Below are 13,459 nucleotides of genomic sequence, written 5' to 3' on the forward strand. Positions count from 1 at the left end.
CCCCGTCCAGCCCGCTCGCTGTCGCTGGACGGGGCCACTGTCGTCGGTAGCACTCAGCCGTCAGTAGAACTCAACGGTGTCAACGGGATTGCGCAGCGGCCGGCCGTCGAGGAGCCTGCCGGCGTTGTCGGCGAACAGATCGGCGATCAGTCGGTCCTCGGCCGAGTTCAGCGCGGCGGTGTGCGGGCTGATCAACACCTTCGGATCGCTCCACAACGGACTGTCGGCAGGCAGAGGTTCGACCGCGAACACGTCGAGCGCGGCGAACCCGACCTGGCCATCGCGCAGGGCGGCAATCAGTGCCTGCTCATCGATCACGGTGCCCCGGCCGATGCTGACCAGCGTGAACCCGGGCTTTGCGGCCCGCAATACCTTCTCGTCGACGAGCCCGTCGGTGGCGGCGGTGCCAGGCAGGCTCACCACGATCCCGTCGACGTCGGCAGCGGCCTGCGCGAGATCGTCGGGGTGGACGATCTCGTCGACACCGTCGACCGGCGTGCCTGAACGGCTGGTGCCGACGACGGTGACCCCCAGCGCCGAGAGCTTGGCCGCGACTGCCTTGCCGATGCCGCCCAGGCCGACCAACAGCACGCGCTGCTGACTGAGCAATCCCATCTCCCACCGGCCGGCCCACTCCCGCTCGGCCTGGTGGGCCAAGAGCTTCGGCAGGGTCTTGGCCCCGGCCAGCAGACCGAACAGGGCGTACTCCGCCAACGGCTCGGCGTGCACCCCGGCTGAGGTGGTGAACCGGATCCGGGCCAGTTGGTCGTCGGTGAGTTGCGCAGCCTTGATCTGAGCGCCGCCTCCTGCCGCCATGGTGTGTACCCACAGCAGCTCCGGATTGTGCTCGACCGTGCGCTTGAGCGCGGCCGGGTTCTCCTCGGGCACGCCGTAGAGAGCCTGCGCGGAATCGACGAGCTCGTCGAAGGCGTGTTGCTGTTCCGGGGTGCGGCGGAAAGCGGGGTCGCCGACGTGGTCACCCGGGAACCGCTGCGGGGGAAGCAGCGTCTGGTCCCGGATGAAGTCGACGCGCGGTTCGCGCCGGACGATCCGTTCGATCAGCTCCTCACTGATGGGTGTCGAGGCCACCACCCGGAGCCGGCTGGGCCTGGCGGCGGTACGTTCGGTTGGTTCGGTCATCGAGATCCCTACTGTGTTTCCGGCACTTCGAACAACATTCGGGTCTCATACTGCCTGTATGGGCGCCGTCACTGCGCGCTCAGTGCGGCAAACAACCGCACCGTCCGGCCGCGACAGCGATACTGCGTCTGTATCCGAGAGAGCAAGGGGATCAGCAGTGAACGCGCGCGTCGGTACCGCCTTCGGCAAGTACTCCATCACGCGTGTGCTCGGCAAGGGCGGGATGGGGGAGGTGTACGAGGCGTATGACACCGAGAAGGGACGAACGGTCGCTCTGAAAATCCTCGCCGACGAGTACTCCCACGACGTCACGTTCCGGACCCGCTTCCAGCGGGAGTCCCACGCAGCGGCCGTTCTGCAGGAGCCGCACGTCATCCCGATCCACGACTGGGGCGAGATCGACGGCAGCCTCTACATAGACATGCGGCTGGTGCAGGGCCAGACGCTGTCCGAGCTCATCGCCACCGGCCCGCTCGCACCGGCCAGAGCAGTGAACATCGTCGGTCAGATCGCCGCCGCGCTCGATGCGGCCCACGCCGAAGGCTTGATCCACCGCGACATCAAGCCGCAGAACATCATCGTCACCCCGGCCGACTTCGCCTACCTCGTCGACTTCGGTATCGCCGAGACCCGCGGGGACAGCCGGTTGACGACCGCGGGAACCCGGATCGGAACGCTGAATTACATGGCGCCCGAGCGGTTTACCGGCCAGCTGATCACCGCGGCAGTGGACTCGTACGCCTTGGCATGCGTGCTATACGAGGCGCTCACCGGCGAAACCCCGTTCGCGTCCGACAGTCAGGAGAGCCTCTTCGCAGCCCACCTGTCTGCGCCGCCGCCGCGGCCCAGCGTGGCCAACCCTCTGGTGCCCAGCGCATTTGACGACGTGGTGGCCCGCGGCATGGCCAAGGACCCCGATGACCGGTTCGGGACGGCAGGCGGTCTGGCCCGCGCCGCGCAGCGCGCCCTGCAGGGCGGGGGAGGCGCCACGTCACGCACCGGTGGTGCAACCGGATCGCAAGGGCGCTATGCGGCAACTGTTGTCACCGAGGCGCCCGACCCGACGAGGGACCTACCGGTACCCGCGCCGCGTGATCCCGACGCGCATCGTCGGTCCCGCAGCTGGGTGTTGCCGACGGTGCTCGCGATTGCCGCAGCGCTGATTGTCGGCGCCATCGGGATTGTGATCGGCATGCTCGCGAACAACCTGGGGCAGCCGGCCGGGCCTGCCGCCGCGACGTCCACGGCGGGTCCGTCGCCGGGAGGCCCGCTGCCGCCGCTGGTTACGGGGCCGGATCAGAGCGCCTTGCATCAGTCGTGCGATCAGGGCTTCACGGCGACCACCGTAACCGGGTTCGGCAGCCGCGCCGGACGCGGAACACCGGAAACCTCATGCCTTTTCACCAACAGTGTGCTCACGTCGTACTGGGCCGAGTACGGCAACGCGAGTCCGTTGCCGCGCGCGGTGTCGGCGCCCGGCGCAGTCGACTGCAGCAAGGTGCCGGGAGCGCTGTGCGACGGCGCGAACTTCCTCATGCACTGCCAGCAATTTCCCGGCGACAGCTGGATCACCTGCACAGGCGGCAAGAACGCCCGCGTCTATCTGTGGTGATGGCCGGGGACGCTGTCGATTTCGAAGGTGAACCGGTAGCCGCAGATCCGGATGTGGTCGCCATGGCTGAGGGTTGCGCTCGGGCGTAGGCGTTGGTGCTGCACCTCGATACCGTTGGCCGACCTCAGGTCGGTGATCACGAAACTGCTTCCGGTGTCGATGATCACCGCGTGGTGGCGGCTGACGTCGACGTCGTCGAGCACGATGTCGTTGTCGGGCAGGCGCCCGATCCGCGTGGCCGCCGGCCGCAGCGGGTACCGCCGCCCGGCGGCATCGCGTAACGCGGCGACCCCGACCCCCGGCCCATCCGTGGGACGACCACCGCTGACGGTCCGGACGGCGGTCGCCATGGCGGCCTGTCTGATGTCGAGACGTTCCTGCCGCAGGATGCGTGCGTGCAGCGCACTCAGAGTGGGCCCGGGGTCGATGCCCAGGTCTTCGGCCAGCACAGTCTTGAGCCGCCGGTACGCGTCGAGGGCGTCGGACTGCCGTTCCGCGGCGTAATACGCGGTCATCAGTTGTGCCCACACCGGTTCGCGGTAAGGGTGTTCGGCGGCAAGCTCTTCCAAGTCTCTGATCACGGTCGCGGCGCGCCCGCAGGCGATCTCGGCTTCGGCGCGGCTGGTCTGCACCAGGACGAGGTCTTCCGCGAGTGCGGCGGCAAAGGTGTCGGCGAACGTGAACGCACGTAGATCATCCAGGGCAGGTCCGCGCCATTGCGCCAGAGCCGCCGACAGATGCGTGGTGGCCTGCTCGAATCGCCCGTCCGCCGCCGCCCGCAGACCTGCTGTCTTTTCGATGACGAATCGATCGAGATCGCAGTCACCCGCGGCCACCGAGAGCCGGTATCCCGGTGCCGCGCTGGCCAACACCGATGAAGACCCGCTGCCCAGCAGGCGGCGCAGGTTGGACACGTGCGTGTGCACCGTCGCGCGGGCCGCGGGCACCGGGTTCTGATCCCAGACGGCGTCGATCAGTGCATCCATGCTGATCACCCGGTTGCGGTTGATCAGAAGGACGGCCAGGACAGCCCGCTGCTTCGGGGTGCCCAGCGCCGCGGGTGTCCCGTCGACCGTCAACTGCAATGGTCCCAGCAGGCCGAACCCGAGTCGAGTTGTCCCCATCGCGCTTTCGCACCCTCCAGCCGGTCGACGAGACATCCTTGTGTGGTTCATTGAGAATCCCACAAGGGCGGCCCCGCACCCTGGCGGCATGACTACCATCGCGCCCCAGCCGATCCGGCAAGACCCACTCGCCGGGCTGGCATCCATGTTCGACACGCTGGCGGCCGCCGCCGTCGGTGGCAATGTTCCCGACGCCGAGGTGTTGACCCGCGTCGCTCAGGCCCGCCCCGAATTGGCCGCTGCGGCGCTGACCGCACAGCCCGGCGAGCCATACTCCCGCTTGGTCCTGCGGGTCGATGACGAGGTCGAGATCATGCTCGCCCGTTGGCACCCGGGGCAGCGTTGCGCACCCCACGATCACGGTGGTGCAGGAGGTTTCGTGATTCTCCTCGAGGGCACGTTCGTGGAGCGGCGATTCGACTGGGACGGTGAGGACCTCGTCGTCACCCACAGCGACACGCTGCCGGCAGGCGCGGTCACCAGCATCACCAGCGAGGTGATCCACGACATGATGGCTCCCGACGGCGGGTTGAGCCTGCATCTGTACAGCCCGCCGGCCAACAGCATGCGGGTATTCGATCTGGAGCGTCGCGAGGTACTCGAGCTCGTCGGCAACTACGGAGCCTGGATCCCGCAAGGAGACCATGCCCGGATCCCGTTCGCACGGGTGGCACCTGCACGCCACGCGCCGCCGGTCATCTGGGTGGCGCACACCACCGCCTACCGCGGCGGCTCGGCGGAGTTCGCGACGGCCGCGGCCACCATGGCCCGAGAGTTGGCTGCAGCGAATCCGGAGGCCGACGTCGTGGTCGCGGGCCTGAATCGCAAGGCCGACTTCATCAGTGCGATGACCCGGTTGGCCGACACCGGCCGGGAGATCAGAGAGTTGCACTTGATCAGCCACTCCGGGATGTACGGGCCGATGTTCGGCTCGACGCAATGGCCCGAGCAGTTCTCGCCGCACGAGTGGCGGACCATGACCATACCGTTCAGCGCCACCGGGCGGGCGTATTTCCACGCCTGCCGGACGGCGCGCTGGTTCGCCCCGTTTTTCGCCGATGTCTTCGGGGTGGCGACTTTCGGGAACCGCGACTACACCACGGTGTCCGCGCGCCGCGACCGGTTCGCGTGGGCCGGCCGGCAACCCGAGACGCGTCAGAATCTCTATCTGATCGACACTCCCGGGCACAAGTCGCACGGCTGGACCGGTTCGGTCCGCAAGTATCTCGGCGCGGCGGCGCGGCCGCCGGTGCAGTGCGACCCGGCCGGGGGATTCGCTGTGAACCAGTCGGCGGGCACCTACGATCCGGTCGCCGAGCTGTACGACCGTGCCTACGTGGACATCAGGGTCCGCGGCGCCGAGTGGCGATGGGTCGCGCAGCGTGCCGCACAGGTGCGGGCCCAGCTCGGCCGCGGTCTGCGGGTGCTGGAAATCGGTTGTGGCACTGGCGCTCTCCTGCGGGCCCTGGACGATGACGGCTTGATCGATTTCGCGGTCGGGGTGGACAGCTCGGCCCCGATGCTGGCCCGGGCCCGCGAGCGCAGCCAGGACAGTCGTCGGTTACGTTTCCTGCAGGTGCACAGCCCCGCGCTGGATGTTCCCGACGACCAGTTCGACGTGGTCATCTCGTTCCTGTCCTTCCGGTATCTGGACTGGGATCCGGTGATGGCCGAGATCCGCCGGGTGCTCGCCCCGGGCGGGCGGCTGTGGGTTGTCGACATGGTGGCCCAGCCGGTGCGGATGAAGGAGTTGGGCGTCTTGGCCCGCTCCGCACTGGCGCACCTGCGCACCCGGCGTACCCGACCACGGTTCGCCGCGGATCTGGCCGCCCTGACCTCACATCCGGACTGGTTGAAGATGCTGGCGCGCAATCCGATTCGCGCTGAGCACGAATACCGTTGGTACTTCGCCAGCCGGTTCCCCGGAACCGGGTTGGATCTGCTGACGGCCACATCCACTCAACGCGTGGTGGCCTTCGACTCCGGACCGCTTCCCAAGGGGTGCACCGCCCCGCTCACGTACCCGTGAACGCATGTCTTGGCATCGTCGACTGGGGCGTCGGCGGTGTCGGGCTGGTGCGGGCCTTGGACGAACTGGCACCCGGTCTTGACGTGCTGTACTGGTCCGACACCGGCGTCACGCCGTACGGCCGGATGCACACCGGCGAACTGGTCGCACGGCTCACCGCGGTGGTCACCGCCCTCGCGCGCCGCGGCGCCACCGAAGTGGTGCTGGCCTGCAATGCCGCCAGCACGGTCACGGCACGGCTGAGGTCGGTGCCGGTCCCGGTGGAAGGCATCATCGGGCACGGCGTGGCCTCGGTTCCCGAGGAGATCCGCGGCCCCATCGGCGTGGTGGGCGGGCGTCGCACCATCGCCAGCGGGTGCTACCGGCGCGGGCTGGCTCGGCCCGGCCGGGTGGTGCTGTCACGGGTCGCCCAGCCGCTCTCGGCGCACATCGAAGCGGGACGACTGGGGTCCCCGCAATTCCTCGCCGACCTGAGGGGGATCGTCGCGCCGCTGCGCCACGTGCAGGCCCTGATATTGGCCTGCACGCACTATCCGGCTGCGACCCCGTGGTTCTCGGCCGTGCTCGGGGACATCATGCTTCTCGATCCTGCCGAGCGCTTCGCCGCTGCCGTGGCTCAGCGTCACCCACAAGCCCGCGGCACTACCCGGCGGGCTGCCCGCACCTACCTCACCACCGGCGATCCCGACGCCATGCGCCGCGCAGCGGCCACCGCCTGGGCCACCGACCTGCTGGCCGCGAGAGTTCATTGAGGATTCCGCAAGGCGCGCCCCGCAGCCTTAGCCCATGACCACAGTTTGGCGCCACATCGCACTCGCCGCCGGCGCGGCCTGCCTCGCTTTTCCGGCAACCGCCCAGGCCTGCCCGGCAGCGTCCACGTTCATCACGCCGTCGGGCAACATCATGTGCCTGGTGTCGACCAGCTTCGACGGCACCAACGGGGCCGAATGCGAAATCCGTGACTACAGCTACACCCCGCCTCAAAAACCCGCCGACTGCCACCTCGGCTGGGGCGACCGCATCAGCATCAAGCAGGGCAGTGCTCCCGTCGTGCATTGCCACGGCGACACCAACTTCGCCCCCGGACTGCCGACGCTGGCCTACGGCCAAAGCCGTTCGGCGGGGCCCATCGTCTGCCACAGTGAACCGGCGCGGATGACATGCACCGACAACAGCACCGGACATTATCTGCGGCTGTCCCGTGAGTCGCTCGAGCTCGGCTGAGTCAGTTGGCTGACCGGAGAGAGGAATACCTGCGATGAGACGACTGCTGCAGACAGCCGTGGTGACGGCGGGACTGCTGATCGGCGCTACGCCCGGGATGGCCGGCGCGCAGCCACTGTGTGCTGACCTGGGCGGAACCGTCAGCGCACATCAGGTGTGCACGAGCCGTACCAGCACGCCCAACTACAGTCTGGACGTCAGCGTGCCGGTCGGCTATCCCGACCCGCAGCCGGTGCAGGACTTCGTGACCCGCACCCGCGACGAATGGGTCACCGCCGCCGAACACGACCCGATGCACGTACGCCACGTGCTGGCGATGTCGGGAACCGCGTATCAGTCCGCAGCCACCCGCAGCCTGGTGATCGCACTGAACTCCGACTTCGGCGCCCACCCGGTGGGTACGTTCAGAGCGTTCAACTACGACGTGACCCGGTCTGTGCCGATCACCCTGGCCACACTGTTCCGTCCCGGAGCGAACGCCGCGCAGCTGCTGACACCGATTGTGAAGCGCGAGTTGGGAAAACGTGGCGCCGAGGTCTCGGAGTCGATCGATGACCTCGACGAGACGGCGTACCAGAACTTCGCGGTGACCGATGACGCGGTGATCTTCTTCTTCGCGCAGGGTCTCCTGCTGTCGCAAGTGGACGGGGCACAACGAATCTCGGTGCCACGCGCCGAGCTGGCCGCGGTGTTGGCCTGAAATGGGCATCGACCGAGCGCGATTGGTCGGCCTCGTCGCCGCGGTGCTGATGGCGACGACGGCACTCGCGGCCCCGGCCTACGCCGGGCCCCGACAGGAGGTGCTGCCGATCCACGGGCTAGCCCAGCCGGGCGGTATCGCGGTGGACGGCGCGGGCACGGTGTACGTGGTCGACACCTTCGACAATCGGGTGCTGACGTTGGCGCCCGGTGCAAATTCGCCGACTGCGCTGGCGTTCCCCGACCTGACCGGACCCGAGGACGTTGCGGTGGACGCCGCTGGAGACGTCTTCGTCACCGATCGCATGGGCCGGGTGTGGACATTGCCTGCCGGCGCGGCGTCGCCACGCGTACTGCCGTTCGGCGACCTCGGCAACCCGGCCGGAGTGGCGGTGGATTCAGTCGGAAATGTCTATGTCACCGATCGAGCGGAGACCGTGGAACGTCTGCACAGCCGCGGTGACGTGGATCGGGTGTGGAAGTTGGCGCCGGGTGCGAATGCGCCGTCCGCACTGCCTTTCCCAGGTTTGCACCAGCCAGAAGACGTGGCGGTCGACGCAGCGGGCGACGTCTACGTCGTCGCCGACACCGGTGACGTGACGCACCCGGCCAAGGGTGTGCTCAAGCTCGCGCCCGGTGCGAGCACCCCGACGCGCTTGCCGTTCGCCGACGTGAGCCTGCTGGGGCAAGTGGCGGTCGACGCCACCGGCGACGTGTATGTCACCGGCGAGCATCAGGTGTACCAGCTCGCCGCGGGGGCGGACACCCCAACTCCGCTGCCGTTCACGGGTTTGTCAGAGCCCAGGGCAGTGGTGGTCGCCGGCGACGGCAGCGTGGTGGTGACCGACGGCGCTGACAAGCGCGTGCTGCGGCTGATTCAGGGGTGACACTGAGCGATTGGCCCGAGATCCCTCGCGGACAGCCGTGGCGACGATAGCGTGAGGCCCGTCGCATCTGGATCGGAGGCAAAATGCGAGTCACCCCCTCGCCGGGCCGCGCCATCACGCGGGCAACACGGCCCTTGCACCGACTCACGGCCGTCATCGCGGCCGTGTTCGTCGGTGTGCTCGGCATCGCACTGTGTATGACCGCGCCCGCCTCGGCGGCCGGGGAACACTATGTCATCGCCACCGACACTACGTTCGCCCCGTTCGAATTCCAGGACGCACAGGGCAATCTGGTGGGCATCGACATGGACCTGATGCGCGAGATCGCCAAGGATCAGGGCTTCACCGTCGACATCAAGCCACTGGGCTTCGATGCCGCGCTGCAGGCGGTACAGGCCAGCCAGGCCGCCGGGGTGATCGCCGGAATGTCCATCACCGACGAACGCAAGAAGGTCTTCGACTTCTCTGACCCGTACTTCGAATCGGGCGTGCAGATGGCGGTGCTCAAGACCAACGACGACATCAAGTCCTACGCGGACCTGCGCGGCAAGCGCGTCGCGGTCAAGAACGGCACCGAGGGTGCACAATTCGCGGCCTCCATCAAGGACAAGTACGGGTTCGACATCGTGTCGTTCGCCGACTCGTCGTCGATGTTCGACGAGGTACGCACCGGCAATTCGGTGGCGGTCTTCGAGGACTATCCGGTGCTGAACTACGGCATCCAGCAGGGCAACGGATTCAAGACCGTGACGCCCAAGGAGAGCGGATCGAGCTACGGGTTCGCGGTCAACAAGGGCCAGAACGCCGAGCTGCTCGCGAAATTCAATGCGGGCCTGAAGAACCTCAAATCCTCGGGCCGCTACGACCAGATCATCGAGACCTACCTCGGCAAGGGCGCCACCGAGAACGACAACTCGTTCCTGGGCCTGGTCAAGAGCACCTTCCCGATCCTGATGGCCGGCCTCAAGATGACCATCATCCTGACGATCGTCTCGATCGCCATCGCCCTGGTACTCGGCATCATCTTCGGGTTGTTTCGGGTCTCGCGGTCGATATGGCTACGTGCCATCGGCACCACGTTCGTCGACATCTTCCGTGGCACACCGCTTCTGGTTCAAGCGTTCTTCATCTACTTCGGTATCCCGGCCGCGCTCGGCTTCCAGATGACGGCGATGACGGCGGGCATCATCACGCTGTCGCTGAACGCCGGTGCGTACATGACCGAGATCGTGCGCGGCGGTATCCAGTCGGTGGACAAAGGCCAGATGGAGGCGGCCCGCAGCCTCGGCATCGGCTACCTGCCGACCATGCGGAAGGTGATTCTCCCGCAAGCGATCCGGACCATGATCCCGTCCTACATCAACCAGTTCGTCATCACGTTGAAGGACACCTCGATCCTGTCGGTGATCGGCATCGCCGAACTCACCCAGACCGGCCGGTTGATCATCGCCCGTAACTTCCAGTCGTTCAACATGTGGTTGATCATCGGCATCATCTACTTCATCGTGATCATGGCGCTCACCAAACTGTCCGACCGACTCGAGAAGAGGCTCGTGAAATGACTCACCTCGTCCCGGAATCGGTTGCGGCCGAACCAGAAGGCACCGTCAAGATCCGCATCGAGGGCCTCAAGAAGGCCTACGGCGACCTGGTCGTCCTCGACGGTATCAACACCACCATCAGCCAGGGCGAGGTGGTCTGCGTGATCGGGCCGTCCGGTTCGGGGAAATCGACGTTCCTGCGGTGCCTCAACAAGCTCGAGGACATCACCGACGGCAAGGTCGTGGTCGACGACTACGACCTGACCGACCCCAAGGTCGACCTCGACAAGGTCCGCCAGCACATCGGCATGGTGTTCCAACACTTCAACCTGTTTCCACACATGACGGTGATCGAGAACGTCACGCTGGCACCGCTTTTGACCAAGAAGATGGACAAGGCCACCGCCGAGAAGCGGGCCCTGGATCTGCTGGGCCAGGTGGGGCTGGCGGAGAAGGCGAACGTCAAGCCTGCCACGCTTTCCGGTGGCCAGAAGCAACGCGTCGCCATCGCGCGGGCGCTGGCCATGAGCCCGTCGATCATGCTGTTCGACGAGGCCACCAGCGCGCTCGACCCTGAAATGGTCGGCGATGTGCTCGAAGTGCTGCGCACCCTGGCCGCGGAAGGCATGACGATGGTGGTGGTCACTCACGAGATGGGCTTCGCGCGGGAGGTGGCGTCGCGAGTGATCTTCATGGCCGACGGGAACATCGTCGAGGACGACACCCCGGCCGAGGTCTTCGACAGCCCCAAACATCCACGGCTGCAGGAGTTTTTGTCGAAGGTGCTGTGAGCCTCAGCCCTGTTCGACGGTGTTGTCCGAGCCGGAGTTGGAGATCTGTGGTTCGCCCGCGTGGAAGGTGAGCCGGTTCTCCATCCCGGAGACGTCGATTGTGTCGACGGCATCGACGGTGATCGTGTTCTGGATACCCGACACCGTGACGGTGGCGCAGTGCCCCGTGATGGTCACGGTGTTCTGGATACCTTGCACGATCACGGCGTTGTCGGTGCACGCGATGGTCCGGTTCTCGTTGATGCCCGTCACGGTGACCGGCTGGCCGGGTGTGGATGGGCTCACCGAGGCGGAGGGCGGCGTGGGCACGACCGTCTGCGTGTGGGTCGGCGCGGTGCGAACGGTCGTCTTCGTGGAGCGACTGGTGGTGGTGCCGCTGGATCCGGTGTTCTGCGAGCTGCCGAACATCAGGTACGCCGCGACACCGCCGGCCACCAGAAACGAGCCGACCGCGGCCAGTATCACCAGCACGCGCACGGCACTGCCCGAGCTTCGCTGCGGCGGCGGGGGATAGCCGGAGAACTGGCCCGGGTACTGGTTGCCGTAGGTCGGCGGCGGGTATTGGCCCGGGAATTGTCCGCTGTAGGTCGGTGGCGGGAATTGGTTGTCGGCGGTCAGCGGCTGGGTCGGCGGCGGGGTGCTGGACCCGGTCCCCAATTCCGACGCGTAGGCGGCGTCGGCGAGCGGGCGTTCCAGGTCCCGGATGCGGGCCTCGGGATCGTCCTGCGGGTCCATGCGGTGATGCTCGCATACGCGGCGCCCGGGTGCGGGCGGTTGACGATGCAGGTGTGAGCGGGGTCATGTCCAGCGAACATCTGCCCCACCCGGGCTCAGCTTTCCCAGCCGTAACATGGGGTCAGCCGGTGTGGTCGCTTGCCGTCGCCTGGGGATTCGAAAAGTTTGCTGGCGTGTCGAAGTGTGATTTATCGCTCATTTTTGTCTGGAATGGTAAGAGGCCATTTCGCCAACACCATTGCGCGATGTCAGCCGGGTGATAGCCGCTGGCAGCGTCTTGCCAGGTAACTTGACGTGCAATGTATTGCTACCAAAACATAACGACCCCGTAACGAAGAATTTCCTAAGCGCAACCTGAGAGAATGGCTCGGCAGTTGGCCGGGGCGCCGAGCTGATGATGAAGGGCGCCCATTTTCGTCGCTAGACTCGATCCAACCGCGCCACCCTGGCGCAGACAGACCCTGGAATCTAGTGCCGGTGAACGCCATGCCGGCGGAGGTGCCGATGACCATGGCAAATAACTTCCTGCGTGCGATCAGCAATCTGCTTCGTCGTGAGGCTGCTGTCGCAGAGAATGCGGCCGGCAGCGTCGCGTTCGACGGGGCCCTCGACGACCTGGACGTCGCCGGCCTGGTGGAAGTCCAGCGCGGCCCCATCGCCGACATCGCCGTCGATGCCGACCGCGACACCATCGTGGTGACCAACTACGGCAGCGACTGCCTCACCGTCATCAACCCCGACACCCTGCGGGTCGTCGGTTCGGTACGGCTCGGTGGTGAACCGTTCGCGATCGCCGCTGCCGACGATCGCGCCTACGTCAGCATCGCCGGCGCCGGTCATGACTCGATCGCCGTCGTCGACACCATCTCCGGTGCGGTGCTCGCCGAGTATCCGCTGGCCATGAATGTGACCGCACTGACCGTGAGCCCGGACGGCAAGCGCGTGTTCGCCGGCCGCAGCGGCCACGACCGCATCGACGTCGCCGTCATCGACGTGACCGCCGAGCGGGTCGGCACCATCGACATCGCCACCGGTGCGGGCATCAACCTCGACGCGCTGCGCGTCGATTCCACCGGTAAGCGGCTCTACGCGGCCACCTCGGGTCCGCGGGGCAGCCGGCTGGTGGCCATCAACACCGAGACCGCACATGTCGAGTCCACGGTGTGGATCGGCGCCCCGGTCCGCGACATTGCACTGGGCGCCGACGGAATCGCCTACGCGCTCACCTCGGATCTGCAGTACCGCGGTGAGGTGCACGTCATCGATACCGCGGCGGGCACGGTCCTCGGCACCATCGGCGTCGGCGGCGCGCCCACGCAGCTGGTGCTCAGCCCGGACGCCACCCGCGCCTACATCGTCGACTACGACCGCGTGAGCGTGCTGTGTACGTTGACCAGCGAGATCATCGGCAGCGTCGACGTCAATGCCCAGCCCTCCGCGGTCGCCGTGCGCGCCGACGGCGGCCGGGTCTTCATCGCCGACTACACCGGCCATGTCAACGCCGTCGACGTCGCGGCCGAACTGCCCGCGCTGTACTCGCAGCTGGCCTCCGGGCCTGCGGCGGTGCGCGAGCTTGCCGCACCGGCCCGCGAGCCCATCGCCGTCTAACCTTCGCGAGCAGACGCAGAATCGCACATTGTCCTCGGAGAATGTGCGATTCTGCGTCTGCTGGCCAGG

At 67.0% G+C, this 13,459-nt stretch carries 12 protein-coding genes; 9 read left to right on the forward strand and 3 right to left on the reverse strand.

All coding sequences use genetic code 11. The annotated features are described in order from the left end of the window. Positions 1 to 60: 60 nt before the first annotated feature. Positions 61 to 1,140: a D-2-hydroxyacid dehydrogenase gene (locus tag BST13_RS09670; RefSeq protein WP_211296055.1), complete on the reverse strand. Its 1,080-nt coding sequence runs from the start codon at positions 1,138 to 1,140 to the stop codon at positions 61 to 63. A 157-nt stretch (positions 1,141 to 1,297) separates the two neighbouring features. Between BST13_RS09670 and BST13_RS09675 the strand changes: the two genes are divergently transcribed. Next, positions 1,298 to 2,752, forward strand: a complete 1,455-nt coding sequence (locus BST13_RS09675; protein WP_083163048.1) for a serine/threonine-protein kinase — start codon at positions 1,298 to 1,300, stop codon at positions 2,750 to 2,752. On the opposite strand, the gene BST13_RS09680 is transcribed toward BST13_RS09675, so the two are convergent. Further along, positions 2,740 to 3,876 (reverse strand): BTAD domain-containing putative transcriptional regulator, encoded by a 1,137-nt coding sequence (locus BST13_RS09680; RefSeq protein ID WP_083163050.1) that lies wholly within the window; start codon positions 3,874 to 3,876, stop codon positions 2,740 to 2,742. The genes BST13_RS09675 and BST13_RS09680 overlap by 13 nt on opposite strands. 88 nt (positions 3,877 to 3,964) lie before the next feature. Here BST13_RS09680 and BST13_RS09685 point away from each other — a divergent pair, with 88 nt between their 5' ends. The 7 genes from BST13_RS09685 to BST13_RS09715 all read left to right on the forward strand — a co-directional run bounded on the left by BST13_RS09685 (position 3,965) and on the right by BST13_RS09715 (position 11,047). Next, a complete protein-coding gene (locus tag BST13_RS09685) occupies positions 3,965 to 5,905 on the forward strand; it encodes a methyltransferase domain-containing protein (protein ID WP_083163052.1) in 1,941 nt (646 codons plus the stop codon). After that, on the forward strand, positions 5,902 to 6,657 hold the full coding sequence (locus BST13_RS09690; protein ID WP_158087136.1) for a glutamate racemase: 756 nt from the start codon (positions 5,902 to 5,904) through the stop codon (positions 6,655 to 6,657). The genes BST13_RS09685 and BST13_RS09690 overlap by 4 nt, the downstream gene beginning before the upstream one ends. A 34-nt stretch (positions 6,658 to 6,691) precedes the next feature. After that, positions 6,692 to 7,129: a DUF6636 domain-containing protein gene (locus BST13_RS09695; protein WP_083163056.1), complete on the forward strand. Its 438-nt coding sequence runs from the start codon at positions 6,692 to 6,694 to the stop codon at positions 7,127 to 7,129. A gap of 34 nt (positions 7,130 to 7,163) precedes the next feature. Continuing rightward, entirely contained in the window at positions 7,164 to 7,829 is a 666-nt protein-coding gene (locus tag BST13_RS09700; RefSeq protein ID WP_083163058.1) for an esterase, read from the forward strand. A gap of 1 nt (position 7,830) precedes the next feature. Further along, complete coding sequence (locus tag BST13_RS09705; protein WP_083163060.1) at positions 7,831 to 8,715, forward strand: NHL repeat-containing protein; 885 nt, start codon at positions 7,831 to 7,833, stop codon at positions 8,713 to 8,715. Between the two features lie 197 nt (positions 8,716 to 8,912). Further along, positions 8,913 to 10,277 (forward strand): amino acid ABC transporter substrate-binding protein/permease, encoded by a 1,365-nt coding sequence (locus BST13_RS09710; RefSeq protein WP_083163392.1) that lies wholly within the window; start codon positions 8,913 to 8,915, stop codon positions 10,275 to 10,277. Continuing rightward, positions 10,274 to 11,047: an amino acid ABC transporter ATP-binding protein gene (locus BST13_RS09715; protein WP_083163062.1), complete on the forward strand. Its 774-nt coding sequence runs from the start codon at positions 10,274 to 10,276 to the stop codon at positions 11,045 to 11,047. The genes BST13_RS09710 and BST13_RS09715 overlap by 4 nt, the downstream gene beginning before the upstream one ends. A 3-nt stretch (positions 11,048 to 11,050) precedes the next feature. Here BST13_RS09715 and BST13_RS09720 read toward each other — a convergent pair whose 3' ends face one another. Beyond that, positions 11,051 to 11,782: a DUF3060 domain-containing protein gene (locus BST13_RS09720; protein WP_083163064.1), complete on the reverse strand. Its 732-nt coding sequence runs from the start codon at positions 11,780 to 11,782 to the stop codon at positions 11,051 to 11,053. Between the two features lie 504 nt (positions 11,783 to 12,286). Between BST13_RS09720 and BST13_RS09725 the strand changes: the two genes are divergently transcribed. Next, positions 12,287 to 13,390: an MmpL3/TtfA transport complex stabilizer gene (locus tag BST13_RS09725; RefSeq protein ID WP_245839474.1), complete on the forward strand. Its 1,104-nt coding sequence runs from the start codon at positions 12,287 to 12,289 to the stop codon at positions 13,388 to 13,390. Positions 13,391 to 13,459: the final 69 nt, after the last annotated feature.

It is taken from the genome of Mycobacterium aquaticum (assembly GCF_002086485.1).
In the GTDB taxonomy this organism is placed as follows: domain Bacteria; phylum Actinomycetota; class Actinomycetes; order Mycobacteriales; family Mycobacteriaceae; genus Mycobacterium; species Mycobacterium aquaticum.